The organism is Litorisediminicola beolgyonensis, assembly GCF_042679605.1.
Classification (GTDB): domain Bacteria; phylum Pseudomonadota; class Alphaproteobacteria; order Rhodobacterales; family Rhodobacteraceae; genus Litorisediminicola; species Litorisediminicola beolgyonensis.
The window spans coordinates 15968-40707 of the sequence record NZ_JBHTMU010000036.1 but is presented as its reverse complement, the minus strand read 5'-3'; the positions used below and the strand labels follow the sequence as shown (position 1 = coordinate 40707).

Sequence of the window (24740 nt, the reverse complement as noted above, 5' to 3'; positions counted from 1 at the left end):
CGACGGGCCGCGGCGGCGGCAGCGCGGCGGTCTCGCGCCCGCCCGCGAGAACCGGGCGCACCACGAAAAGTCCGAGCCCCAGCGCCACCGCGCCCAGGATCGCCATCTGCAGAAGCGTCATCGGATCGAGCGCCAGCTGCGACAGCCAGGACGGCGTCAGCGCCGGAGTGCCGAGCCCGTCGGGCCGGTCGAAGGGCAGCGAGCGGATAGTGATCACGTCGCCCCGCTCGGCGTCGAACCCGACCGCCGAGCCCACGAGATCGCGCAGCGCCTCCTGCTCGGTCTCGGCCATCGGTACAAATTGCGGCGTGCCGCTCGCATCCGGCGCGTAGCTGCCGTTGACGAGCACCGCCACCGTGATCCGCCGGATCGCCCCGGGCGCCCTCGTGACCTCGCGCATGGTCTCGGACACCTCGAAATTCAGCCGCTCGCGCGTCTCGGTCTCCTGGCTCGAGGAACTGTCGCCCCCCGCCGCATCGCCATCGGGGAGGTTCGAGGCCACCGTGACATCGCCGCCGCCCTGGTCCTGGCTCTGCTCGCTGCGCTCCTCGGAATCCGAGCTGATCACCACGCGCCCCTCGGGATCGAAGCGGCGCTCGACGATCTGCTCGGTCTCGGTCACCGTGTCGAGGCTCAGCTCCACCACCGCGTTGCCCATGCCGACCCGCGCCTCGACCAGCCGCTGCACGCGGTCGCGCAGCTCCGCGACCCGGTCCGCGGTCGATCCCTCGCCCTCCTCCTCGGGGCCGACGAGGCCCGACTGGCTGTCGATCACCGACACGTCCGAGGGCGCCAGCCCCGGCACCGCCGAGGCGACGAGGAACCGGATCGCCCGCGCCTGCTCCTGCGTCACCGGGCTGCCCTGCGCCGTGACCGAGACCGAGGCCGTGGGCGTGACCGAGCGCTGGAACGGGTTGGCGCTCGAATTGGCGATATGCACCCGCGCCTGCGCGATATGCGGGCTGGCGACGAGGGTGCGCGCCAGCTCGCCCTCCTTGGCGCGCCAATAGGCGGCGTCGAACATCTGCGAGGTCGTCCCGAACCCCGTCAGCCCGTCCAGAAGCTCGTAACCATGCGCGCCATTGGCGGGCAGCCCCTCGCCCGCGAGGCTCAGCCGCAGCCCGTCCCGCTCGGTCGCGGGCACGAAGATCGCGCCGCCCCGGATGTCATAGGGAATGTCGCGCGCATCGAGCGCAGTCACGACCTCGCCCGCATTGGCGGGCTCGAGCCCCGCGTAAAGCAGCACCATCCGCGGCGCCGAAGCCAGCCGCGCCAGGCCCAGAACCGCGACAAAGACCGCAAGCGTGGCGGCGATCACGATGACGCGGCGGCGCATGCTGAGCGCGGTCCAGACTGCAAGCATCTGCTGCACGGGCATTCCCCAAGAGATTCCGACCGATTTCTTCGGACAGCCCATCTTTCATCGCCGCGTCTTAACAATCGGTTAGCTCCTTGCGGATAATTTGGTCCCGAGCCGCGACAGGAGCGCCCGGAATGACCGACATGACCGCCGACAGCCCTCCCAAGGGGTCAAAACTGCCGCTGATCCTCGGTCTGATCCTCGCGCTTCTGGGGGCTGGGGGGGGCTATTACGCGGTGATCGCGGGGCTCCTGCCCGTGGGTCACGGCGACGCGGGCGCGTCCCACACCGAGGCGGAGAAAAGCCTCCTGCCCTCGCGCCACGACGTCTCGCCCCTGGGCGACATCGCCTTCGTCGACCTGCCGCCGCTCGTGGTGTCGCTCAATCCCAGCTCCTCGGCCTCGCATCTGCGCTTCACCGCGACGCTCGAGGTGCCGCGCGACGCCGAAGCCGAGGTGCGCGAGGTCCAGCCGCGGATTCTCGACGCGATGAACGGCTATCTCCGCGCGCTCGACCCCAAGGATTTTGAAAGCCGCGGGGCCTTGATGCTGGTGCGCTCGCAACTGGTGCGGCGGATCGAACTGGTGATCGGGCCCGAGCGCCTGCGCGATCTCCTCGTGCTCGAATTTGTCCTGGATTGAAGGGGGACCGATGGAACTGATTGCGGATGCGCTGCTGGTCGCCGGGGCTCTGGGCGCGGGGTTCTACTGCTTCGTGCTCTCGCGCCGGCTGACCCGGTTCAACGATCTCGAATCCGGCATGGGCGGCGCTGTCGCCGTGCTCTCGGCGCAGGTCGACGACATGACCCGCACGCTCTCGGCGGCCCAGCGCTCGGCCGGCGCATCGACCGAGTCGCTGGCCGAGCTGACCGCGCGGGCCGAAAGCGTGGCCAAGCGGCTGGAGCTGATGGTCGCCTCGCTGCACGACATCCCCCACGACCCCGATTCGCAGAGCCTCCGCCGGACCACCGATGCCGTGCATGAAGACGCGCGCGGACAGCCCGTCCCGCGCGTGATCGCCTCCGGTGGCAGCGACGCGCCCGACGACCCCGACGAAGACGACAGCCCCGAGCCCGTCTTCGCCCGCCGCAGCAGTGGCGCGGCATGAATGCGGTCGCGCGCATCGCGCGCAGGCGCACCCGGCGCGGCCGCAGCACGCTCAGCGTGGTCGGCGGCTTCCTTCTGGGCTCCGCGCTCCTGCGGCTCGCCATGGGGGCGGGCGATGTCGTCGCACAAGCCGCGCAGGCCGCCGACGAAAGCGGCCAGGATGGCGCTGTCGCCGAAGGCCCGACACCCCTCAGTGAAGGCAACAAGCTCCTCGAAGCGCTCGCCCGCCGCGACGCCCGCATCGCCGAGCGCGAGGCCGCGCTCGACATCCGCGCCCAGGCACTCAAGCTCGCCGAGACCGAGATCGAGAAACGCCTCGACGTTCTGGCCGAGGCCGAGGCGAAGCTGCGCCAGACCCTCGACGCCGCTTACGGGGCCTCCGCCCGCGATGTCGCGCAACTGACCGATGTCTACGCCAACATGAAGCCCCGCGAGGCCGCAGCCCTCTTCGCCGAGATGGACCCCGAGTTTGCCGCAGGCTTCCTCGCCCGGATGAAGCCCGAACAGGCCGCGGCGATCCTTGCCGGGCTGCCGCCGCGCAACGCCTACACGATCTCGGTCATGCTCGCCGGGCGGAACGCCGACGTGCCGACCGAGTAGGCTTGTGACCACCCCGCTCCGGCCCTAGCGTGGCGCCAAAGGAGCGCCGCGATGCAGGACCCGTCCAAGGACAGCGTGACCACCCACCAGGCGGCCGAGGATGCTCGCAACGACCACATCCTGATCTGGCTCGACGGCGCCCTGAAACCCCGGGCCGAGGCGCTGGTCTCGGTCTACGATTCCGGCTTCATGCTCGGCGACGGGGTGTGGGAGGGTCTGCGGCTTTACGAGGGCCACTGGGCCTTTCTCGACGACCATCTCGACCGGCTCTTCGAAGCCGCCAAAGCCATCGACCTCGAGATCGGCCTCGACCGCGACGGCCTGAAATCAGCGCTCGAAGAGACCCGCGCTGCCAACGGCATGACCACCGACGCCCATGCAAGGCTGATGGTCACCCGTGGCGTCAAGACCCGGCCCTTCCAGCACCCGGGCCTCTCGCGACAGGGCCCGACCATCGCAATCATCATGGAGCATTCCCGCCCCAGCCTGCCGCGCCCGATCCGGCTCGCCACCGTGGCGCAGGTCCGCGGCCTGCCGATGTCGCAGGACCCCAAGCTCAATTCCCACAGCAAGCTCAACTGCATCCTCGCCTGCATCGCCGCCGAGAAGGCCGGGGCCGACGAGGCGTTGATGCTCGATCCGCATGGCTTCGTGAACACCACCAACGCCTGCAATTTCTTCATCGTCCGCAAGGGCGCGGTTTGGACCTCGACCGGCGATTACTGCATGAACGGCATCACCCGCGCCAAGGTGATCGACCTCTGCCGCGCGAACGACATCCCGATCCACGAGAAGAACTTCTCGCTGACCGAGACCTACTCCGCCGACGAGGCCTTCCTTACCGGCACCTTCGGCGCCCAGACCCCCGTGGGCGAGATCGACGGGCGGCGGATCGGCATCGGCGAGATCGGGCCGGTGACCGAACGGCTGCGCGCCCTCTACCGCGACCTCGTCGCCCGCGAGGCCGCAAGATGACCGCGCCCCGCCGCATCGCGATGTGGTCGGGGCCGAGGAACCTCTCGACCGCGATGATGTATGCCTTCGCCGCGCGCGGCGACTGCCACGCCGTCGACGAGCCCTTCTACGCCGCCTATCTCGCGCGGACCGGCAAGGACCACCCGATGCGCGACGAGATCCTCGCCTCCCAGCCGCAGGACCCGCGCGCCGTGATCGACGCGCTGACCGGCCCGGTCCCCGGCGGCAAGCCGGTCGCCTATCACAAGCACATGGCCCAGCACATGATCCCCGGCATCCCGCGCGACTGGATCGCGGGCTGCACCAACGTCTTCCTGATCCGCCACCCGGCCCGGGTGCTCGCCAGCTTCGCCGCGAAATACGAAAACCCCACGCTCGACGATATCGGCTTTCTCCAGCAGCAGGCTCTCTTCGACGAGTTGCGCGCCGCGGGCGAACGGGCGGTGGTGATCGACAGCGCCGATATCCGCCGCGACCCCGAGGCGATGATCCGCGTCCTCTGCGACGCCATCGACCTGACCTTCGATCCCGCCATGCTGTCCTGGCCCGAGGGCGGCCACCCGGCCGACGGCGTCTGGGCCCGGGTCTGGTACGGTGCCGTGCACCGCTCGACCGGGTTCGCCGGTCCCGAGGGCGATCTGCCCCAGGTCACCGGCGCCCTCGCCCCAATGGTCGCGGCGGCGCTTCCGGCCTATGACGCGCTCGCCGCCGAAAAGCTCACGCTCTCGTGATCACGGTTTTCTGAAACTCTCTCCGACCGCCTCTCGTGGCTCTGCATGTCACACCGGCGGAGACCCGTCGGATCAACGACCCGACTTAGGAGAGACCGATATGAAGACCCTGTTCACCACCACCGCCCTGATCCTGTCCGCTGGCATGGCACACGCCGCCGCCCACGGCATGACCCCCGCCATCACCGCCGCCGACCAGAGCGTCGAGAACGGCGTCGTCAGCGCCGAGACCATCACCGCGACCGAGAACGGCTGGCTGGTCGTGCACCGCACCGATGCCGAGATGAAGCCCGGCCCCGTGGTCGGCTACGCGCCCATCCGCGCAGGCGAGACCGCCGATGTCGCCGCCATCCTGCAGGAGCCGGTCGCCGCGGGCGAGATGCTGATGCTCATGGTTCACTCTGAAGCGGGCGGCAAGGAAACCGGCGTCTTCGAATACACGCTCGGCGCCAAGGAAGACGGCCCGATCCGCGTCGACGACCAGCTCGTTATGACCGTGATCACCGCGCAGTAACGCGCGCCTCGCGAACACTCGCGGGGTCCGTGGATGCAAGATTAACCAAGCGGCCCCGCGAGAGCCGCCCGGTGCGCCGCCGCGCCGGGCGGCAATATCACGTCTGGAGCGCTGTCTGCGCCAGCGGGCAGCGCGCCCCGCCGTAAAGCCGCTCGAGCACCTCCGAGGACACCCCGGGCGCACCCGGCACCGCCTCGAACAAGGTCATGGACGAGCGCAGCTTGAGCGCGTCGACCGACCCGAGAACCTCGTCAGGCGGCGTCCCCTCATGGGACAGCATCAGCTCCGCCGCCTCGGTGAGGCGAGCGCGGAGCGTGTCATGGGCCAGATAGCGCCGCGCCTCCTCCAGCCCCGAGAGCCCGTATTCGCGTGCACGCGGCGAACGGCCCAGCGATGCGAGCTGCGGAAAGACCCACCAGATCCAGTGCGTCTCCTTGCGCCCCGCCCGCAACTCGTCGGTCACGCTGCCCCAGCAGGCGTTCTGTGCCGTCAGAAAATCGTCGAGGCTGACCATAGAGACAAGACTAGCGCGCCGCGCTCACTTGAGAAGCTGCGCCAGCTTCATCGCCACCGACATATCGCCCGAGACCTTGAGTTTGCCCATCGCAAAGGCGGTCATCGGGTTGAGCTGCCCGCGGATCAGCTTGCCCAGATTGTCCTCGCTGATGCGGATGGTGCAATCGGCAGGCTGATCGGCCAGATAGGCGGTGCCGCCGTCGAGCGTGATCGCCCCGGCCTCGCCGCAGTCGAATTTCAGGCTGTCCGACAGCGGCGCGCGGTCCAGCCCGCGCTGCATCTTCTCGGCGATCTCGGTAAGCGTCATGGCGGTCTCCCAGTCTTCGTCCGGGCGACAAGACCCGCCAAGCGCGCGGCTGGCAATCGTGACGTCAGGTCGGATGGTCGCCCGTTTTCATCCGTCGCAGGAACAGCCGGGACCCGATCACGACGGGCAGGACGACAGGCGCTTCACCCAAGCACCCCTGAGGGATCGGCCAGCCGCCACGCGACCGGCCGAAACCGAAGATCAGCCCTTCAGCCGCCGGTCGCGCGCGGCGAGCAGCTTCAGGCGCAGGGCGTTGAGCTGGATGAAGCCCGCCGCGTCCTTCTGGTCATAGGCGCCGGCATCGTCCTCGAAGGTGACATGCGCCTCGGAGTAGAGCGAATGCTCGGACCAGCGGCCCACCGTTCGCGCGAGGCCCTTGTAGAGCTTCAGCCGCACCGTGCCGGTGACATGGGTCTGGCTCTCATCGATGGCCGCCTGCAGCATCCGCCGCTCGGGGCTGAACCAGAAGCCGTTGTAAATCAGCTCCGCGTAGCGCGGCATCAGCTCGTCCTTCAGATGCGCCGCGCCCCGGTCGAGCGTGATCTGCTCGATGCCGCGATGCGCCTCCAGCAGGATCGTGCCGCCCGGCGTCTCGTAGATGCCGCGGGATTTCATGCCCACGAAGCGCCCCTCGACCAGGTCGAGCCGCCCGATCCCGTGGGTCCGGCCGTATTCGTTGAGCTTGGTCAGAAGCGCCGCGGGAGAAAGCGCCTCGCCGTTGATCGACACCGCGTCGCCGCGCTCGAAACCGACTTCGATGAACTCGGGCGTGTCGGGCGCATCCTCGGGATGGACCGTGCGCTGGTAGACATAGTCAGGCGCGTCATCGGCGGGGTTCTCCAGCACCTTGCCCTCGGAGGAGGTGTGCAGGAGGTTCGCGTCGACCGAGAACGGCGCCTCGCCGCGCTTGTCCTTGGCGATGGGGATCTGGTTCTCCTCGGCAAAGGCCAGGAGCTTGGTGCGCGAGGTCAGGTCCCAGAGCCGCCAGGGCGCGATCACCTTGATGTCGGGGTTGAGCGCATAGGCCGCAAGCTCGAACCGCACCTGGTCGTTGCCCTTGCCGGTCGCGCCATGGGCCACCGCATCGGCACCGGTCTCGGCGGCGATCTCGACGAGACGCTTCGAGATCAGCGGCCGCGCGATCGAGGTACCCAAGAGGTAGAGCCCCTCGTAGACCGCGTTGGCGCGGAACATCGGGAAGACGAAATCGCGCACGAACTCTTCGCGAATGTCCTCGATATAGATGTTCTCGGGCTTGATCCCGAGCATCTCGGCCTTCTGCCGTGCCGGCTCGAGCTCTTCGCCCTGGCCCAGATCGGCGGTGAAGGTGACGACTTCGCAGCCATATTCGGTCTGCAGCCATTTCAGGATAATCGAGGTGTCGAGACCGCCGGAATAGGCGAGGACGACTTTCTTCGGCGCGGACATGGGACGCTCCCCCGGGGTGTTGCTCGGCGGCGCGCTTAGCGGGTTTTGGCCCGAACGGCAAGCGCGCGAGCCTTGGGGGCGCCGCGGGCCCGTGCTAGCCAGACGCGAGCAGCGATGAAGGAGACCTCGATGCTGGGATGGGAGATTTTCCGCCACGCGGTGCGCATGGTGTTCCGCAATTTCCACGACGCGCTGCGGGTCTCGGCGGTGCTCTACCTCGTGCAGGTGGCCGCCTCGCTCTGGGTCGAGACCGCCATGCCGAAAGGCGCGCGCGACGGCGACGCGTTCGAGATGATCCCCGTCGGCAGCCTGACCACCGCGCTCTTTCTGGGCGTGGCCGCGGTGATCTCCAGCCTCTGGATCGCGGTCGCCTGGCACCGCTTCGTCCTGGCCGAGGAATACCCGAGCGGCTGGCTTCCGCGCTGGCACGGCGACCGCATGTTCGCCTATTTCGGCTGGGGCATCGCGATCAGCCTGATCGTGCTCTTCGGTGCGGTCCTCATGACCATCCCGGTGAGCGTTCTGGTCATGCTCATGCCGCCGCTCGCGATCTTCATGCCCTTCGCCTTCACCTTCTTCGCGGCCTGGTTCGGCTTCCGGCTGTCGATCAAGCTGCCCGCCGTGGCGATGGGCAACCCGTTGAAACTGAGCGAGGTCTGGGAGCGCACCTCGGGCAGCACCGGCACCTTCCTCGTCCTCGCGCTCTGCACCCTGGGCGCGATCGTGGCGGTCTCGGTCATCCCCGCCGTGCTCGGGACCGCCGCGCCCTCGCTCGCCTTCGCCCTCGGCGCGATCGCCAACTGGGTCGTCACCATGGTCGGAATCTCGATCCTGACCACGCTCTACGGCGTCTATATCGAGGGGCGGCGCCTCGGCTGACGCTTGCCCCGGCGCGGCGTTTCGGCGAAAGACCAAGGATGACCGAGGATCAGCCCGATTTCATCGCCAAAGCCCGCGCCGCCGCCGAGGCGCTGCGCGCGGTCTTTCCGCCGACGCCGCTTCTGCGCAATGCCCATCTGTCTGATCTCTACGGCGCCGATATCTGGCTCAAGCGCGAGGATCTCGCGCCGGTGCGCTCCTACAAACTGCGCGGCGCCTTCAACGCCATGCGCAAGCGCCCCGAGCAGGACCTCTTCGTCTGCGCCAGCGCCGGGAACCACGCGCAGGGCGTGGCCTTCATGTGCGCCGAGTTCGGCAAGCGCGGCGTGATCTTCATGCCGGTGACGACGCCGCAGCAGAAGATCCAGAAGACCCGGATCTTCGGCGGAGACCAGATCGAGATCCGCCTGACCGGCGACTATTTCGACGACACGCTCCGCGCCGCGCAGGAGTATTGCGCCGAGGCGGGCGGGCATTTCCTGTCGCCCTTCGACGACGAGGACGTGATCGAGGGCCAGGCCTCGGTCGCCGCCGAGATCGAAGAGGTGCTGGGCCGCGCGCCCGATCACCTTGTCGTGCCGGTGGGCGGCGGCGGGCTCTCGGCCGGGTGCCTGGGCTATTTCGGCACGCGCTGCCAGTGGAGCTTCGTGGAGCCCGCGGGCGGCGCCTGCCTGCAGGCCGCGCTCCGCGCGGGCAAGCCGGTGCGGCTCGAGACCGTGAACACCTTTGCCGACGGCGCGGCGGTGGCGCAGATCGGCGCGCGCACCTTCGCGAGGCTCAAGGGCGTCGGGCTCGCCTCGTCGCTGACCATCCCCGAGGACCGCATCTGCACGACCATGCTCGAGATGCTGAATGTCGAGGGCATCGTGCTCGAGCCCGCGGGCGCGCTCGCCATCGACGCGCTCAAGGATCTGGGCCAGGCGATTCGCGGGCGCACCGTGGTCTGCATCGCCTCGGGCGGCAATTTCGATTTCGAGCGCCTGCCCGAGGTCAAGGAGCGCGCCCAGCGCTTCTCGGGCGTGAAGAAATACTTCATCCTGCGCCTTCCGCAGCGCCCCGGCGCGCTCAAGGATTTCCTGAGCACGCTCGGCCCCGAGGACGACATCGCGCGGTTCGAGTATCTGAAGAAATCGGCGCGCAATTTCGGCTCGGTCCTGATCGGGATCGAGACCTCGCGCACCGAGAATTTCGATGCGCTCTTTGCGCAGATCGACGCCAAGGGCCTGACCTATCGCGACATCACCGAAGACGAGATCCTGGCCGAGTTCCTGATCTGAGCCTCATGCCGCGCGGCCTTGCGAAAGTCCTTCGAAAAGCGCGCTGCGGGACGCCTCGAACAGCGATCTGACATCGGTGACCAGCGCCGCGGGCGCGCGCCCGTCGCGCGCGGCGACCTCGCCCTCACTGCAAGCCCTCGCCAGGTCGCGGAACCCGAGGTTCAGCGTGCCGCCCTTGAGGAAATGCATCTGCGCCGCCATCCGATCCGGCGCGCCGACCGCGACATCGAGAACCGCAAGCGCCTCTGCCATTTCGTCGAGGAAGATCTCGACCACCTCGTCGAACCCGTCCGCGCCGACATCGTCGCGCAGCTCGGCCACCCTGACCCAATCGATCATCCTGAACTCGCATCCCGTAAAGGCCCCCGGACGCCACCTTTGCGCGAGAAGGGTGAAAACCGCGTTAGCCGGACGGGATCCGATGCGTCGCATTTTAGAGTTCAGCGCCCGTTAAGACCTTCGCCGTATGTCTGGCAGGGTCACCTCAGGACGCATGTTCATCGCAATGCCCACGCTCACCGCCGCCGTCCGCCCGGACGTCACAGACAGCACGACCCCAAGCCTCGGCGCAGGGGTGATCCGGCATGTCCTCGTCGTCGATGACAGCCCCAGCCAGCGCGAACTCCTGAGCCGCCTGATCCGCCGCTGGGGCTTCGACGTCCGCTCCGCCGCCTCCGGAGCCGAGGCGCTCGCGCTCTGCCGCGAACAGCCGCCGGACATGGTGTTTTCCGACTGGATGATGCCCGGCATGGACGGGCTGGAGTTCTGCCGCCGCTTCCGGCGCTTTACCGGGCCGGAATACGGGTATTTCACTCTTATCACCTCGAAAAGCGACAAGACCGAGATCGCGCAGGGGCTCGATGCCGGCGCCGACGATCTTCTGGTCAAGCCGCTCAATGCCGAGGAACTGCGCGCGCGCATCTCCGCCGGGGCGCGTCTGGTCGCGATGCAGCGCGAGCTGGCCGCGAAAAGCCGCGACCTCGCCGAGACGCTGGAGCGGTTGCAGGAGGCCTATGACACGCTCGACCGCGACCTCCGGCAGGCGCGGCGCATTCAGGAAAGCCTGGTCCCGGACCGCGAACGCCGCTTCGGGCCGCACCGGGTCAGCCTGATGCTGCAGCCCTGCGGCCATGTCGGCGGCGATCTCGTGGGCGTGGTCAGCCCGGGGCTGGGGCGGATCGGGCTCTACGGGCTCGACGTCTCGGGCCACGGCATCACCTCGGCGATGGTCGCGGCACGCGTGGCGGGCTACCTGAACGACGCGTTCCCTGAACAGAACCTCGCCATGTCGCCGCGCGGCGCGTTCTACGCCCTCCAGCCCCCGGCCGAGGTCGCGTCGCGGCTGAACCGGCGGCTCACGACCGATCCCGGCGTCGAGGAATACCTGACCCTCTGCTACGCCACCGTCGACTTCGCACAAGGCCGGGTGGAGCTGGTGCAGGCGGGACATCCGCCGCCGCTCCTGATCCGCGCCGATGGCACGCTTGAGTTCCTGGGCTCGGGCGGTCTGCCCATCGGGCTTGTCGACCACGTCACCCATGACAGCCTGAAACTCACCCTGGCACCGGGCGACCGGCTCCTGATCTATTCCGACGGGCTGACCGAGACGGAGACGCGGGATGGCAGCCTTCTGGGCGAAGACGGGCTGACCGCGCTCGTCCGCGAAGCGCTGCCGCTCTGCGGGTCGGAGTTCCTCGGCGCGCTCTTCAACGGCGCGCTGGCCACGATGAAGCGGCGGGATCTGCCGGCCGACGACATCTCGGCGGCGCTTCTGGAGTTCGGGGCATGAGCGCGGGACACCCCGCGGGGCCCGAGTTGACAGCTGACAACTTTGTACGGTTTCGCCCCTACAGAAACCGCCGCACGAAGGCCCGGTCGCCGGGATTGCCGAGGCGACGGGCGGCCTCGGCCACGGGCATCCAGCGCGCCAGGTGGTCGGGCTCGGACGGCGCGTCGAGCCGAAGCACCGGACGGGCGACGAAAACCGTACAGAGTTTCTCGGCCCAGAGATCGTATTCCGGCATGTAGGTGAAGCGCCGGAACGCCCCGAGCCTGCGCGGCGCGGCGATGCGCCAGCCGGTTTCCTCGAAGACCTCGCGATGAAGCGCGGAGAGCGCGGATTCGCCCGGGTCGATGCCGCCTCCGGGCAGCTGGAACTCGCGCTCGGGCACCCTCTGCCAGGTCAGGAGCAGCGCATCGTCCCGGGGCAGGATCGCGTAGACGCCGGGGCGCAGCACGTAGCGGCGGCCGGGGTCGGGTCGGGCTCCGTAGCGTCGGATCACGGGAACGGGGTCTCCTCGCGCCAGAAAAGGCCTTGCCTTGGGGTGGGTTTTGCGGCGGCGCGTCCCTCCCTATATAGGCTACTCTATGCCAATCCGCGGCAAACAAGGAAACCCCATGAGCTTCGGCACCAAACTCGCCTGGGACGACACCGTCCTGCCCTTCCAGCTGGACCGCTCGGACATCCGGGGCCGCGTCGCGCGGCTCGACGGGGTGCTCGACGGGATCCTCAAGCAGCACGACTACCCGCCCCAGGTCGAGGCGCTGGTGGCCGAGATGGCGCTGCTCACGGCGCTGATCGGGCAAACCATGAAGCTGCGCTGGAAACTGTCGCTTCAGGTCCAGTCCAAGGGGCCGGTGCGGATGATCGCCACCGATTTCTACGCCCCCGAGACCGAGGACGCGCCCGCGCGCATCCGCGCCTATGCGAGCTATGACCGCGACAAGCTGACCGACGGCGCGCCGATCGAGCAGGTGGGCGAGGGCTATTTCGCCATCCTGATCGACCAGGGCCGCGGCACGACGCCCTACCAGGGGATCACGCCGCTCACGGGCGAGTCGCTCAAAAGCGCGGCCGAGGCCTATTTCGCGCAGTCCGAGCAGCTTCCGACGCGCTTCCAGCTCAGCTTCGGCCGCTCGACCGAGCGCGGCGGGGTGGAACACTGGCGCGCCGGCGGGATCATGGTGCAGCACATGCCCCCCGCCTCGCCCTTCGCGAGCGGAGAGGGCGGCTCGGGCGTGGGCGGGCTTCTGACCGCCGATGACATTCTCGACGAGGACGAGGGCGAGAACTGGCGCCGGGTCAATTTCCACCTCGACACGGTCGAGGAGATGGAGCTGATCGGCCCGCAGCTGCCGCCGACCGACCTTCTGGTGCGGCTCTTTCACGAAGAGGGCCCGCGGGTCTTCGACGCGCTGCCGGTGCGCTTCGGCTGCACCTGCTCGGAGGACCGGGTCCGGCAATCGCTGTCGATCTACTCGGCGCGGGACATCGAGAAGATGACCACCGACGAGGGCATCGTGACCGCCGATTGCCAGTTCTGCGGCGCCCATTACGAGCTCGATCCCGCCACCGTGGGCTTCGAGGCCGAGGGGCATGGAGAGGCGTGAGGGGCTGGCGCGGCTCGAGGCCGCGCTTGCACGCGACACGCCCGCCTCGTCGGATTTCGACCTGAACCCCGAGGTTGTCCTGCCCGCGGGCCGCACGCTGCGGCCTGCGGGTGTGCTCGTGCCGGTGCTCGCGACCGGCGACCACCTGCGCCTGATCCTGACCAAGCGCTCGCCGCGGCTCGCCCATCACCCGGGCCAGATCGCGTTTCCGGGCGGCAAGGTCGATCCCGGCGACCGCGACGTGACCGATGCGGCGCTGCGCGAGGCGCATGAGGAGATCGGGCTGGCGCGCGACAGCGTCCGCATTCTCGGCACGCTGCCAAGCCACGAGACCGTCACCGGCTTCACCATGACGCCGGTCGTGGGGCTGATCGAGGCGCCCTTCGACCCGATCCCCGAGCCCGGCGAGGTGGCCGAGGTCTTTACGGTGCCGCTCGCCCATGTCGCCGATCCGGCGCGCTACGCGGTGCAGTTCCGGCGCTGGCGCGGGCAGCGGCGGCATTACTACACGGTGCCCTACGGGCCCTACTACATCTGGGGCGCGACGGCGCGGGTCCTGCGCGGGCTCGCGGGCCGGATGTCGGCATGAGGATCGACGCGCCCTGGCTGTCCGCCGCGCCGGTGCAGCGCGCGCTGGGGCGCCTGACCGGGGCCGGTCACGAGGCCTTCGTGGTGGGCGGCTGCGTGCGGAACGCGCTTCTGGGCGTGCCGGTCGCGGATGTCGACATCGCCACGTCGGCGCGTCCCGAGGCGGTCATGGCCCTCGCGGGCGACGGGATAAAGGCGGTGCCGACGGGGATCGAGCACGGCACGGTGACGCTGGTGATCGACGGCCAGCCCTTGGAGGTCACGACATACCGCGCCGATGTCGAAACCGACGGGCGCCGGGCGGTGGTGCGGTTCTCCGATACGCTCGAAGAGGACGCGGCACGGCGGGATTTCACCATGAACGCGCTCTATGCCGATGCCTCGGGAGAGGTGCACGATCCGCTGGGCGGGCTGCCCGATCTTCTGGCGCGGCGGGTGCGGTTCGTGGGCGACGCGGCGACGCGGCTGGCCGAGGATTACCTGCGCGCGCTGCGGTTCTTCCGCTTCGCCGCCTGGTATGGCGACCCGGACGAGGGCCTCGATGCCGAGGCGCTGGCCGCGATTGCCGCGGATCTGGACGGGCTCGACCGTCTGTCGCGCGAACGGGTGGGCCACGAGATGCGCCGCCTCCTGGCCGCGCCCGACCCCGCGCCCGCGGTTGCGGCGATGGCGCAGACCGGGGTGCTGGCACGGCTCCTGCCCGGGACCGAGGCGCGGGTGCTCCCGGTACTCGCGCATCTCGAAGAGATGGCGGGGCTCGCGCCCGATCCGATCCGGCGGCTTGCGGCGCTCGGCCCCGTGTCAGGCGACGACCTGAGGCTGTCGCGCGCCGAGGCGCGGCAGCTCGAAGAGCTGCGGGGCGGGATCGGCAGCGCCGAGGGTATCGCCGAGATCGGCTATCGCCACGGTGCGGCCACGGCGCGGGACGTGGCGCTGTTGCGGGCGGCGGTCTTCGAGACGCCGCTCGATCCCGGGGCGCTCAGAGCGGCGGACCAGGGCGCCGGGGCGCGGTTTCCGCTGGCCGCCAAGGACCTCATGCCCGCGCTCGAGGGCGCGGCGCTCGGCGCGGAATTGCGGCGTCTCGAGGCCGCCTGGATCGCCTCGGGGTTCACCCTCGACCGGGCCGGGCTTCTGGCGATGGCCCGGCGCTGACACACGAGGGTGACATCGCGCGCGTTTCGGGGTATGAGCGTCCCCGGAACACCGGAGGTGACAGAATGGATAATGCACGGACCCCACGCCGCCCAAGCTGACGGTCGCCTCGTGCATTGAGGGGCCCGAACGCGCCCCGCCTCTTCCTTCTGTCCCAGTTCATTTTCCCGAAAGCCCGGCCCATGTTCCGCTTCTTTGAGACCGCCGTCGATCCCTATACCCCCCATGCCGCGTCCGACCGTCCGCCCAGCGGGCTCTGGCCCTGGCTGATCGAGCACAGCCGCCCCTACAAGCGGCTTCTCTGGATCGCGGGCATCCTGTCGGTCCTCGTGGCCGGGGTCGAGATCGCGCTGATCTGGGCGATGGGCTGGGTGGTCGATATCCTTGCCGCCGGACCCGAGGCGGTCTGGCGCGACCATGGCACGACGCTCCTCCTCCTTGGCGCGGCACTTCTGGTTGTCCGGCCGCTCCTGCAGGCGCTTGACGTGCTGGTCCTGAACAACGCCATCCTGCCGGGGTTCGTCAGCCATGTCCGCTGGCGGTCGCACCGGCACGTGCTGCGCCAGTCGGTCGGCTGGTTCGAGGACGATTTCGCGGGCCGGATCGCCAATCGGGTGATGCAGACACCGTCGGCAGCGGGCGAGGCGGTGTTCCAGATCTTCGACGCGCTGGCCTTTGCGCTGGCCTATGTCGCCGGGGCCGCGGTGCTGCTCGGGCAATCCGAGCCCTTCCTCGCGCTGCCGCTTCTGGCGTGGTTCGGGCTGTATCTGGGGCTAATGAGCTGGACGATCCGCCGGATCGGACCGGCCTCGAAACGCGCCTCGGACGCGCGAAGCGCGCTGACCGGGCGGATCGTCGACAGCTACACCAACATTCACGCGGTCAAGATGTTCGCCCATCACGACCGTGAAGAGGCCTATGGCACCGAGGCGATCGAGCGCACACGCGAGAGCTTTGCCGCCGAGATGCGGCTTTACACGCTGATGGACGTGATGCTGACCGGGCTGAACGGGCTCCTGATCGTCAGCGTCACCGGCATGGCGCTGTGGTTCTGGGGTCTCGGGACCGCCACGGTCGGCGCGGTGGCCGCGGCGGTGGCGCTCTGCCTCAGGCTCAACGCGATGACCGGCTGGATCATGTGGGCGCTGACCACCTTTTTCCAGCAGCTCGGGATCATCTCGGAGGGGCTCGAGAGCATCGCCGATCCGATCGCGCTGACCGATGCGCCGGGTGCCGCGCCGCTCACGCTGACCGAGGGGCGCATCCGCATCGAGGCGCTCAGCCACCATTACGGGCGCGGCGCGGGCGGGCTCGACCGGATCAGCCTCGAGATCGCGCCGGGCGAGAAGGTCGGGCTGGTCGGGCGCTCCGGCGCGGGCAAGTCGACGCTCGTGAAGCTGATGCTGCGCTTCTACGACGCCGAGGCGGGTCGCATCGTGATCGACGGGCAGGACATCGCGGGCGTGACGCAGGCGAGCCTCAGGCGCCAGATCGGCGTTGTACAGCAGGACTCGAGCCTTCTGCACCGGTCGATCCGCGAGAACATCCTTTATGGGCGGCCCGGGGCGAGCGAGGCCGAGATGATCGCCGCCGCGAAACAGGCGCAGGCGCATGATTTCATATCGGGGCTTGTCGATGCGGGCGGGCGGCGCGGCTATGACGCGCAGGTCGGCGAGCGGGGCGTCAAGCTCTCGGGCGGGCAGCGGCAGCGGATCGCGCTGGCGCGGGTGATCCTGAAGGACGCTCCGATCCTCGTGCTCGACGAGGCCACGAGCGCGCTCGACAGCGAGGTCGAGGCGGCGATCCAGGACACGCTCTACCGGATGATGGAGGGCAAGACGGTGATCGCCATCGCACACAGACTGAGCACCATCGCCCGGATGGATCGCATTGTCGTGATCGAGGACGGTCATGTGGCCGAAGACGGCCCGCATGAGAAGCTTTTGGCGGAGAAGGGCCTATATGCAGGGTTCTGGTCGCGCCAGTCCGGCGGGTTTCTCGACGCGGATCGGGACGACGCGACCGGCCGGAGCGACATATCGCAGGAGACCGCGTGACACCGACGCTGAAATTCGCCGACTGGATCGACCCGTTCGCCCCCGCCGGATCGCCTCCGCCGCAGACGCTGGCGAAGTTCTTCGGCTGGGCGCTCGCGGGGGCCTGGCCGGTCCTGGCGATGGCGGGCGCGCTGTCGATCGTGGCGGGCGTGATCGAGGTCGTCGCGGCGCTCATCCTCGGCCGGGTCGTGGACGCGGCGCTGGCCACGGACGCGGCCACGGTCTTTGCCGACGAGAGCGGCATCCTCTGGGCGTCGCTGGTGTTCTTCGTGCTTCTGAGACCGGCGATCTTCGGCGTCAGCTCGTATTTCCAGACGATCATGGTGCAGCCGAACCTGCTGAACCTCGTGCTGTCGCGGCTTCATCGGCACACGCTCGGCCAGTCGGTGACCTTCTTCGACAATGATTTCGCCGGGCGGATCAGCCAGAAGGAGATGCAGTGCAGCCGCGCGCTGACCGACGTGGTGATCGAGATGATCCACACGGTGCTTTTCGCGGTCGCCTCGGTCGTGGGGGCGATCCTGCTTCTGGGCACGGTCGACTGGCGGATCGCGGCCGGGCTTCTGGCCTGGATGGTGATCTACGGGCTGCTGATCCGCTACTACATGCCGCGCGTGCGGGTGCGGTCCAAGGCGCGGGCCGGGGCGCGGGCGATGGTCACGGGCCAGGTGGTCGACACGATCACCAATATCAAGACGGTCAAGCTCTTCGCCCATGCCGATCACGAGGACCGCGCCGCGCTGGGGGCGATGTCGGATTACCGCAACCGGGCGCTCGAGTTCGGGCAGGTCTCGGTGGCGTTCCGCTTCTGGCTGATGACGCTGGCGGGGCTCCTGCCGGTGCTCCTGGTGGGCGGCGCGCTCTGGTACTGGTCGCGGGGGCTCGTGAGCGCGGGCGACATCGCGGCGACGGGCGCGGTGGCGCTGAGGCTCGCGCAGATGACGGGCTGGGTCAGCTTCACGCTGATGGCGCTCTACTCGAACCTGGGCGAGGTCGAGGACGGGATGCGCACGCTCTCGCCGCCGCACCGGCTGGTCGACAAGCCCGGTGCGGGGGAGCTGACCGTGCCCGAGGGGCGGCTGCAGTTCGACGGACTGGGCTTCCGCTACGGGCGCGACGCGGGTGGGATCGAGCACATCAACCTCGACATCGCGCCGGGCGAGAAGGTCGGGCTGGTGGGCGCCTCGGGCGCGGGCAAGTCGACGCTCGTGGCGCTGCTTTTGCGGATGTACGACGCCGAGGAAGGCCGCATCCTGATCGACGGCCAGGACATCGCGGGCGTCACGCAGGAGAGCCTCAGGCGGAAGATCGGGATGGTCACGCAGGAGACCGCGATGTTCAACCGCTCGGCGCTCGACAATATCCGCTACGGGCGGCCCGATGCGAGCTTCGAGGAGGTCGTGGCCGCGGCGCGGAAGGCCGAGGCGCACGAGTTCATCGAGGGCATGCAGGACCACAAGGGGCGGCGCGGCTACGAGGCGCATCTGGGCGAGCGCGGCGTCAAGCTCTCGGGCGGGCAGCGCCAGCGGATCGCGCTGGCGCGCGCGATCCTGAAGGACGCGCCGATCCTGGTCCTGGACGAGGCGACGAGCGCGCTCGACAGCGAGGTCGAGGCGGCGATCCAGGGCGCGCTCGAGCGGGTGATGGAGGGCAAGACGGTGCTCGCCATCGCGCACCGGCTCTCGACCGTGGCCGATATGGACCGGATCGTGGTGCTCGACGAGGGCCGGATCGCCGAAGAAGGCACCCACGAGGCGCTGCTGGCGAAGGGCGGGTTCTACGCGCGCTACTGGGCGCGGCAATCGGGCGGGTTCACGCAGGCCCGCGCGGCGGAGTGACGACAAGATTTTTAGCTAAAAATCTTGCACTCCGGCGGGCCGTCGCGGCATGGGTCGCAGAGATTTTTAACTAAAAATCTCGGGGGCGGGATGAGCGCGCAGGTCACGATCGAACGGCTGGGACATCTGGGCGACGGCATCGCCGCCGGTCCGGTCTACGTGCCCGGCGCCCTGCCCGGCGAGGTGGTCGAGGGCGAGGTCACGGACGGCGTCATGGCCGCGCCGCGGATCGTGACGCCCGCGCCCGAACGGGTCCGGCCGCCCTGCCCCCATGCCAAGACCTGCGGCGGCTGCCAGCTTCAGCATGCCGATCCGGGTTTCACCGCCTCCTGGAAGGAAGAGGTGGTGCGCGCCGCGCTCGCCGCGCACGGGCTCGAGGCCGAGATCCTGCCGATCCTCACCTCGCCTCCGGGCTCGCGCCGCCGGGCCGGGCTCTCGGCGCGGCGCACCAAGTCGGGTGCGCTTGCGGGGTTCCACCGCAAGCGCTCGGACGTGATCGTCCCGGTGCCGGATTGCCAGGTGCTGCGCCCCTCGCTTGTCGCCGCGCTGCCGATGGTCGAGGCGCTCGCCCGCGCCGGGGCCAGCCGCAAGGCCGAGCTGACCGCGCTGGTGACCGAGACGCGGACCGGGCTCGACGTGGCGGTGACGGGCGGCAAGCCGCTCGATCCCGCGCTGAGAAGCGAGCTGGCCGAGATCGCGCGCCGCTTCGACCTCGCCCGGATCGACTGGCAGGGGGAAGAGGCGCTGACCCGGCGCGCCCCGGTCGTCTCTTTCGGCGGGGTCGAGCTGGTGCCGCCGCCGGGCGCCTTCCTCCAGGCCACCGAAGAGGGCGAGGCGGCGCTCGTCCACGCGGTCGCCGGGATCGTCGGGGACGCGTCGCGGGTGGCCGATCTCTTTGCCGGGCTCGGAACCTTCACCCTGCTGCTGGCGCGCCGTGCCGCGGTCGAGGCCTACGAAGGCGCGCGGACCATGGTCGCGGCCCTCGACCAAGCGGTGCGCCATGCGCAGGGGCTGAAGCCGGTCTCGGCCAGGGCGCGCGATCTCTTCCGCGATCCGCTCCGGGCCGAGGAGCTTGCCAAGCTGGACGCCGTGGTCATCGACCCTCCCCGCGCCGGCGCGGAGGCGCAGGTCGCCGAGATCGCCCGCGCGGGCGTTCCGACAGTGGCGCATGTGTCCTGCAACCCGGTGACCTTCGCCCGCGACTGCGCGACGCTCGTTGCCGCCGGATACCGGCTGGGACCGGTGCAACCCGTCGACCAGTTCCGCTGGTCCACCCATGTCGAGCTGGTCGCGGGCCTCACCCGCGCGGGCTGACACGGAGATGTGAGCGCGGGCGGGCCTTCGCGTCTTGCCCCTGTGAGGGTGCCGAAAAATCTGCTAGTCTCGCCCGAAACAAGAACCGGGCAGCAGCAGTAAACCTACAGGCAATCAGATGACGGTAACGAGACTCGTCGGCGCACTCCTCTTGGCGGTGGCACTTTCGGGGTGTGGGAGCAAGTTCAAGACCTATAACGGCCCCGAGGTGACGCAGGTCCTCGTGCTCAAGGAAGAGCGCAAGATGTTCCTGCTTCACGGGCGCAAGGCGCTCAAGGAATACGATATCAAGCTGGGCTTCACGCCCGAGGGCCACAAGGCCCAGCAGGGCGACGGGCGCACGCCCGAGGGGCTTTATTTCATCGACCGGCGCAATCCGGAGAGCAAGTTCCACCTGTCGATCGGGATCAACTACCCCAACAATCGCGACATCGAGGTGGCGCGCGCCGCGGGCATCAACCCGGGCGGCGACATCTTCATCCATGGCGGGCCGCAGAAGGGCTCGAAGGTGAATGGATCGGACGACTGGACCTGGGGCTGCATCGCGGTCGAGGACCACGAGATCGAGGACATCTACGCGATGGTCAAGGACGGCACGCCGATCCTGATCCAGCCCTGAGGCTTTAGGCGTTGGGTGGTGGCCCGGATCAGACCGGGCCGGCACCGCCGCCGATATCGGGACCGCCGGTCACGAGCGTCCACCAGATCTTGCCGTTCGGCTCCTGGAACCAGGCAAAGCCCATATCGCGCGCATCGGGGTCGAGCACCACGTCGCGGGTGGCGGGGTCTTCCATCCAGGCGGCCAGGGTCTCGAGCTCGGTCTCGTAGGTCTCCGAGATCGCCTCGCCGATGAGGATGCCGGAATAGCCGGTGCGACGCACCCGCTCGAGCGGCGAGGAGCCGTCGGAGCCGAAATGCCACGGACGGTTCTGCACCGACATGTCGCGGGCATGGGTGGCGGCGGCGGCGCGCAGCTGCGAGTTCAGGGCGAGCGGCGCGGTGCCACGGGCTTCGCGCAGGGTGTTCATCGCGTCGAGCATGCGGAATTCGATGCGTCCGGCTTCGGCGGCGCTGATGCGGTAGGCGCGCGGGAGCGGCTTGCCATCGGGGCCGAGCGGCGCCGGAGCGAGGGAGGATTGCGGGGCACAGGCCGCGAGCGCGATCAGCGCGGGGGCGAGAAGGGTCAGTATCCGCGTCATCGCGTGTGGTCCAATCAGAGTCCAAAGGTCGGGCAAGACTTAGCCCGGTCAGGCGGCGCTTTCAAACCCGCTTCGGCAAAACTGCGCTTTCTGACGTGGCTTTGAATTGCCGCGGGGGCGTGGCGACCATATGTTACGGCCCAATGGCGCCTTATGGCGCAGCTTTTCGCAATCCAGGAGGATTTGCCATGGCACGAAAGACACAGACTGGGCTGAGCCGCCGCGGATTCCTTGCCGGAACCGCCGCGGTTCTCGGCACCCCGGCGCTGGCCCAGACCGGCGAAGGCACCACCGAGATCGAGCGTGATCTCTCCGGCGTCGTCCGCCGCAACATCTCGAGCTTCCGGTCTCTGGACTGGCGGCCCTATTTCTCGAACCTGAACGGCGGCGCGATCCTCGTCGATATCCGCTCGCGGGCGCTGCATTACTGGTCGGCGGACGAATCGGTCTACAAGCTCTACCCGACCTCGGTGCCCCTGACCGAGGATCTGACCCGGCGCGGGCGCACCGAAGTGACGCTGAAGGATCCGAAGCCCGACTGGCGCCCGACGCCGTCGATGAAGGTGCGCAACCCCGAATGGCCGGACTACGTCCCGCCGGGGCCCGACAACCCGCTCGGAACCCGCGCGCTGCACCTGTCCTGGCAGTACTATCGCATCCATGGCACGCATGACACGCGCAAGATCGGGCGGCGGTCCTCGAACGGCTGCATCGGCCTCTACAACCACCACATCGAAGAGCTTTACGAGATGGCCAAGGTGGGCACACAGGTGTTGCTAATTTGACGAGCCGCGGCGGTTCGCGGAACGCAAAGCCGATGTCTCGTTTGCAATCTGGATGGTTTACTGCTTACACAAAAGTCACGAGGTAAGCCTTGGGGTTGCCGCGTTTGCAGAACTATGCGGCGCGTCAATCTCGTATCATCTGGAGGAAAAGATGAAAAAACTCGCTCTCGCTGCCGCCTTCGCCGCCGCTGGCACCTCGGCTTTCGCCGGGTCCTATGCCAAAAACGACGTTGTCATGGAGCCGGTCGTCGTGGTGGAAGAAACCACCCAGCAGTCGTCGTCGGCTGGCATCCTGGTGCCGCTGATCCTGCTCGCCCTGGTTGCAGCAGCCGTCGCGTCGGACAGCTGAGTTCCGACCGTCTGGTCAAGACCTTGGAAAAGGCGGCACCGCTCGGTGTCGCCTTTTTCGTTTCTGCGGACGCTGTCCGGTCAGTCCTGCTCGAGACGCAGCCGCAATTCCCTGAGAACCGGCAAGGCCGCGCGGAGTTTGGTGTCGCCAAGCGTTCCGGCCACATCTGTGATCATCGGCGTGATCGCGGCGAGCGCGCGGTCGCGGGCCTCGCGCCCCGCCGGTGAGAGACCCACGAGCTTCTTGCGCGCATCGTCCCAGTCGGGGCGGATATGCACATATCCCGCCGCCTCGAGCCGCCCGAGCGTGTTGGTGATCGCGCCGCGCGTGACATGCAGGGCGCGGGCAAGCTGGGCGGGCGTCAGCTCGGCATTGCGGCGTGCGAGCTGGTTCAGCACCGAGAAATGCGAGATCTCCATCTTTTCCGGCAGCACCCGGGCCAGGCGGCTCCGCAGGAGCTGATCGGCGATCAGAAGCTCGGAGACGAGCGCGATGGTGAGAGAGCCGTTATCCGCCATTCAGGGGCCCTCGATGGCGCGGTCGTGCTGGAGCGAGGGCACCTTGGACCGGGCGGAAGTCACCGCCTCGGGGTCGAGATCGACATAGATCGTGCCGGGCTCAGTGCCTGCGTCGGCGACGATCTCGCCCCAGGGCGACACCACGAGGCTGTGGCCCCAGGTCTGCCGCTGCCGTCCGCGCGACGCGCTGTGCGTGCCGGTCTGGGCGGGCGCCAGCACCCAGGCGCCGCATTCGATGGCGCGGGCTGAGAGGAGCGGCGCCCAATGCGCGGGGCCGGTGCCCGGAGAGAAGGCCGCGGGGACGGTCAGGATCGTGGCCCCGGCCTGCGCGAGACGGCGGTAGAGGTGGGGAAAGCGCAGATCGTAGCAGATTGTCAGGCCGATGGTGCCGAAGGGTGTCTCGGCCAGAACCGCGCGGTCGCCCGGGGCGTAGCCCGCGCTCTCGCGGTAGGTCTCGGTCTCGGAGACCTGCACGTCGAACATGTGGATCTTGTCGTAGCGCGCCGCGATCGCGCCGTCGGGTGCGATCAGGAAGGAGCGGTTGGCGAAGCGCTCCTCGGGCGGGTCGTTGCGGAGCGCGAGTGACCCGGCCAGAAGCCAGACGCCCGCTCGCGCCGCCTCGTCGCGGAGACCGGCCAGCGTCTCGTCCTCGGCCTCGGGGCGCAGGACCTCCGCCTGCCGGGTGCGGCTGGCGGAGACGCAGTTCGAAACCTCGGGCGTCAGGACGAACCCGGCCCCCTCCTCCGCCGCGTCGCGGATGCGCTGCCGCAGCATGACGAGGTTCTCCGCCGGATCGTCCGAGGAGGTGATCTGGAGAAGGGCGGCCCGGGTCACCCCTCAGGCCGCGAGCATCGGGTCGAGCTTGCCGGCGCGGTCGAGCGCGAAGAGGTCGTCGCAACCGCCGACATGGGTGTCGCCGATGAAGATCTGCGGCACCGTGCGGCGTCCGTTGGCCCGCTCGATCATCTCGGGCTTGCGGCTGGGATCGCGCAGCACGTCGATCTCGGTGAAAGTGATGTTTTTCTGGGTCAAGAGACGCTTTGCAGCGTGGCAGAAGCCGCAGAGCGGCGAGGTATAGATCTCGACGGATTGCATGGTCGCGCTCCTTTCGTGTCCCGGCAGAACTTAGGGGGCCTTGGCCACCCGCGCCAGTGTCAGGACGGAAATTCTTTTTGCACCCGCAGCATGGGCGGCCTCGCTGGCGGCCGCCAGCGTCGCGCCCGAGGTCATCACGTCGTCGACGAGGATCACGTCGCGGCCCGTGAGCGCGCGGCGGCGGGGATGCGGGCGGATCGCGCCTTGCAGCGTGGCGAAGCGGGCCTCGCGGCCCTGGCCGTCAAGCGCGAGCGTGGCGCGGGTCCGGATGAGTGCGTCGGGGCAGTGCGGCAGGGTCAAATGACGCGCCAGCGCGGCGGCCAGCAGCACCGACTGGTTCGACCCGCGGTGCAGGAGCCGCCAGGGATGGAGCGGGACCGGGACGAGCACGGTGTCGGGGGTCACGAGGGGCCCTGCGGCGCGGGCGAGCCAGGGCGCGGCGGCGCGGGCGATGTCCTGCCGGTCGGCATGCTTGAGCGCGAGGACCAGCGAGCGCCCGGTGCCGGAATAGACCAGCGCCGAGGCCCCGGCCTGCCAGGGTCGCGCGATCACAAGGCAATCGTCGCAGAGCGCCTCGGCCTCGGGCGCCTCGCCGGGAAGCGGCACGGCGCAGAGGCGGCAGGTCAGGCCCGAGACGAAGCGCAGCTCGCGCCAGCAGGGCCCGCAGAGACCGAAGGGCGTCTCGACCTGCGCCTCGCAGGTCAGGCACAGCGGCGGGAGCACCGCCGAGAGCGCGGTTTGCAACCAGTCGCGCCGCATCCT

The 24740-nt window shown here is 69.1% G+C and carries 29 protein-coding genes; 18 read left to right on the top strand and 11 right to left on the bottom strand.

The annotated features are described in order from the left end of the window. Positions 1–1378: flagellar basal-body MS-ring/collar protein FliF (gene fliF, locus ACFQ4E_RS16495; protein WP_386805498.1), on the bottom strand; the 1378-nt coding region annotated here is incomplete at its 3' end. A gap of 116 nt (positions 1379–1494) precedes the next feature. Here fliF and ACFQ4E_RS16490 point away from each other — a divergent pair. The 6 genes from ACFQ4E_RS16490 to ACFQ4E_RS16465 all read left to right on the top strand — a co-directional run bounded on the left by ACFQ4E_RS16490 (position 1495) and on the right by ACFQ4E_RS16465 (position 5286). Next, positions 1495–2001 carry a flagellar basal body-associated FliL family protein gene (locus ACFQ4E_RS16490; protein ID WP_386805496.1) on the top strand — a complete coding sequence of 169 codons (507 nt, stop codon included), beginning with the start codon at positions 1495–1497 and terminating at the stop codon, positions 1999–2001. A 10-nt stretch (positions 2002–2011) separates the two neighbouring features. Next, positions 2012–2467 carry a hypothetical protein gene (locus tag ACFQ4E_RS16485; RefSeq protein ID WP_386805494.1) on the top strand — a complete coding sequence of 152 codons (456 nt, stop codon included), beginning with the start codon at positions 2012–2014 and terminating at the stop codon, positions 2465–2467. Further along, the gene (locus tag ACFQ4E_RS16480) at positions 2464–3066 is read left to right on the top strand and encodes a MotE family protein (protein ID WP_386805492.1); all 603 of its coding nucleotides are present in this window, start codon (positions 2464–2466) and stop codon (positions 3064–3066) included. Before ACFQ4E_RS16485 ends, ACFQ4E_RS16480 begins: the two co-directional genes overlap by 4 nt. A gap of 51 nt (positions 3067–3117) precedes the next feature. Continuing rightward, entirely contained in the window at positions 3118–4041 is a 924-nt protein-coding gene (locus ACFQ4E_RS16475) for a D-amino acid aminotransferase (RefSeq protein WP_386805491.1), read from the top strand. Beyond that, positions 4038–4772 carry a sulfotransferase-like domain-containing protein gene (locus tag ACFQ4E_RS16470; RefSeq protein ID WP_386805490.1) on the top strand — a complete coding sequence of 245 codons (735 nt, stop codon included), beginning with the start codon at positions 4038–4040 and terminating at the stop codon, positions 4770–4772. Before ACFQ4E_RS16475 ends, ACFQ4E_RS16470 begins: the two co-directional genes overlap by 4 nt. A gap of 100 nt (positions 4773–4872) precedes the next feature. Beyond that, positions 4873–5286, top strand: a complete 414-nt coding sequence (locus ACFQ4E_RS16465; RefSeq protein WP_386805488.1) for a DUF7282 domain-containing protein — start codon at positions 4873–4875, stop codon at positions 5284–5286. Between the two features lie 97 nt (positions 5287–5383). Here ACFQ4E_RS16465 and ACFQ4E_RS16460 read toward each other — a convergent pair whose 3' ends face one another. The 3 genes from ACFQ4E_RS16460 to ACFQ4E_RS16450 form a co-directional block, all read right to left on the bottom strand. Next, positions 5384–5800 carry a DUF1810 domain-containing protein gene (locus ACFQ4E_RS16460; RefSeq protein WP_386805486.1) on the bottom strand — a complete coding sequence of 139 codons (417 nt, stop codon included), beginning with the start codon at positions 5798–5800 and terminating at the stop codon, positions 5384–5386. Positions 5801–5824: 24 nt separating this feature from the next. Beyond that, entirely contained in the window at positions 5825–6109 is a 285-nt protein-coding gene (locus tag ACFQ4E_RS16455) for an SCP2 sterol-binding domain-containing protein (RefSeq protein ID WP_386805484.1), read from the bottom strand. Positions 6110–6310: 201 nt separating this feature from the next. Next, positions 6311–7537 carry an argininosuccinate synthase gene (locus ACFQ4E_RS16450; protein ID WP_386805482.1) on the bottom strand — a complete coding sequence of 409 codons (1227 nt, stop codon included), beginning with the start codon at positions 7535–7537 and terminating at the stop codon, positions 6311–6313. Between the two features lie 129 nt (positions 7538–7666). Between ACFQ4E_RS16450 and ACFQ4E_RS16445 the strand changes: the two genes are divergently transcribed. Both ACFQ4E_RS16445 and ilvA read left to right on the top strand, forming a co-directional pair. After that, the gene (locus ACFQ4E_RS16445) at positions 7667–8416 is read left to right on the top strand and encodes a hypothetical protein (RefSeq protein WP_386805480.1); all 750 of its coding nucleotides are present in this window, start codon (positions 7667–7669) and stop codon (positions 8414–8416) included. Positions 8417–8454: 38 nt separating this feature from the next. Beyond that, complete coding sequence (gene ilvA / locus ACFQ4E_RS16440; protein WP_386805478.1) at positions 8455–9693, top strand: threonine ammonia-lyase IlvA; 1239 nt, start codon at positions 8455–8457, stop codon at positions 9691–9693. A 3-nt stretch (positions 9694–9696) separates the two neighbouring features. Here the strand turns inward: ilvA and ACFQ4E_RS16435 are convergent, their stop codons facing one another. Then, positions 9697–10032, bottom strand: coding sequence for an Hpt domain-containing protein (locus ACFQ4E_RS16435; RefSeq protein WP_386805476.1), 336 nt, complete (start codon positions 10030–10032; stop codon positions 9697–9699). Between the two features lie 154 nt (positions 10033–10186). On the opposite strand from ACFQ4E_RS16435, the gene ACFQ4E_RS16430 reads away from it, so the two are divergent. Beyond that, positions 10187–11482, top strand: coding sequence for a PP2C family protein-serine/threonine phosphatase (locus tag ACFQ4E_RS16430; protein WP_386805474.1), 1296 nt, complete (start codon positions 10187–10189; stop codon positions 11480–11482). A gap of 58 nt (positions 11483–11540) precedes the next feature. Here the strand turns inward: ACFQ4E_RS16430 and ACFQ4E_RS16425 are convergent, their stop codons facing one another. Continuing rightward, entirely contained in the window at positions 11541–11975 is a 435-nt protein-coding gene (locus tag ACFQ4E_RS16425) for an NUDIX hydrolase (protein ID WP_386805472.1), read from the bottom strand. A 115-nt stretch (positions 11976–12090) separates the two neighbouring features. Between ACFQ4E_RS16425 and hslO the strand changes: the two genes are divergently transcribed. The 7 genes from hslO to ACFQ4E_RS16390 all read left to right on the top strand — a co-directional run bounded on the left by hslO (position 12091) and on the right by ACFQ4E_RS16390 (position 20651). Beyond that, complete coding sequence (hslO, locus tag ACFQ4E_RS16420) at positions 12091–13083, top strand: Hsp33 family molecular chaperone HslO (protein WP_386805470.1); 993 nt, start codon at positions 12091–12093, stop codon at positions 13081–13083. Next, on the top strand, positions 13070–13672 hold the full coding sequence (locus tag ACFQ4E_RS16415; RefSeq protein WP_386805468.1) for a CoA pyrophosphatase: 603 nt from the start codon (positions 13070–13072) through the stop codon (positions 13670–13672). Before hslO ends, ACFQ4E_RS16415 begins: the two co-directional genes overlap by 14 nt. Further along, positions 13669–14823 carry a CCA tRNA nucleotidyltransferase gene (locus ACFQ4E_RS16410; protein WP_386805466.1) on the top strand — a complete coding sequence of 385 codons (1155 nt, stop codon included), beginning with the start codon at positions 13669–13671 and terminating at the stop codon, positions 14821–14823. Before ACFQ4E_RS16415 ends, ACFQ4E_RS16410 begins: the two co-directional genes overlap by 4 nt. 182 nt (positions 14824–15005) lie before the next feature. Next, a complete protein-coding gene (locus tag ACFQ4E_RS16405) occupies positions 15006–16880 on the top strand; it encodes an ABC transporter ATP-binding protein (protein WP_386805464.1) in 1875 nt (624 codons plus the stop codon). An 8-nt stretch (positions 16881–16888) separates the two neighbouring features. Then, positions 16889–18718 carry an ABC transporter ATP-binding protein gene (locus ACFQ4E_RS16400; protein WP_386805499.1) on the top strand — a complete coding sequence of 610 codons (1830 nt, stop codon included), beginning with the start codon at positions 16889–16891 and terminating at the stop codon, positions 18716–18718. Positions 18719–18808: 90 nt separating this feature from the next. After that, positions 18809–20032 carry a class I SAM-dependent RNA methyltransferase gene (locus ACFQ4E_RS16395; RefSeq protein ID WP_386805462.1) on the top strand — a complete coding sequence of 408 codons (1224 nt, stop codon included), beginning with the start codon at positions 18809–18811 and terminating at the stop codon, positions 20030–20032. A 118-nt stretch (positions 20033–20150) separates the two neighbouring features. Then, on the top strand, positions 20151–20651 hold the full coding sequence (locus ACFQ4E_RS16390; protein WP_386805460.1) for a L,D-transpeptidase family protein: 501 nt from the start codon (positions 20151–20153) through the stop codon (positions 20649–20651). A gap of 28 nt (positions 20652–20679) precedes the next feature. Here the strand turns inward: ACFQ4E_RS16390 and ACFQ4E_RS16385 are convergent, their stop codons facing one another. Continuing rightward, entirely contained in the window at positions 20680–21231 is a 552-nt protein-coding gene (locus ACFQ4E_RS16385; RefSeq protein ID WP_386805458.1) for a CAP domain-containing protein, read from the bottom strand. Between the two features lie 188 nt (positions 21232–21419). On the opposite strand from ACFQ4E_RS16385, the gene ACFQ4E_RS16380 reads away from it, so the two are divergent. Together ACFQ4E_RS16380 and ACFQ4E_RS16375 are read left to right on the top strand one after the other, a co-directional pair. Next, on the top strand, positions 21420–22016 hold the full coding sequence (locus tag ACFQ4E_RS16380; protein WP_386805456.1) for a L,D-transpeptidase: 597 nt from the start codon (positions 21420–21422) through the stop codon (positions 22014–22016). A gap of 151 nt (positions 22017–22167) precedes the next feature. Next, the gene (locus ACFQ4E_RS16375; protein WP_386805454.1) at positions 22168–22365 is read left to right on the top strand and encodes a ferrochelatase; all 198 of its coding nucleotides are present in this window, start codon (positions 22168–22170) and stop codon (positions 22363–22365) included. Positions 22366–22445: 80 nt separating this feature from the next. On the opposite strand, the gene ACFQ4E_RS16370 is transcribed toward ACFQ4E_RS16375, so the two are convergent. Genes ACFQ4E_RS16370 through ACFQ4E_RS16355 form a run of 4 tightly spaced genes read right to left on the bottom strand, consistent with a single transcriptional unit; the run spans position 22446 to position 24737 of the window. Further along, complete coding sequence (locus ACFQ4E_RS16370) at positions 22446–22883, bottom strand: MarR family winged helix-turn-helix transcriptional regulator (RefSeq protein WP_386805452.1); 438 nt, start codon at positions 22881–22883, stop codon at positions 22446–22448. Further along, on the bottom strand, positions 22884–23717 hold the full coding sequence (locus ACFQ4E_RS16365) for a carbon-nitrogen hydrolase family protein (RefSeq protein ID WP_386805450.1): 834 nt from the start codon (positions 23715–23717) through the stop codon (positions 22884–22886). 3 nt (positions 23718–23720) lie between these two features. After that, on the bottom strand, positions 23721–23978 hold the full coding sequence (gene grxC, locus ACFQ4E_RS16360; RefSeq protein WP_386805449.1) for a glutaredoxin 3: 258 nt from the start codon (positions 23976–23978) through the stop codon (positions 23721–23723). A gap of 30 nt (positions 23979–24008) precedes the next feature. Further along, positions 24009–24737, bottom strand: coding sequence for a double zinc ribbon domain-containing protein (locus ACFQ4E_RS16355; RefSeq protein WP_386805447.1), 729 nt, complete (start codon positions 24735–24737; stop codon positions 24009–24011). Positions 24738–24740 lie beyond the last annotated feature (3 nt).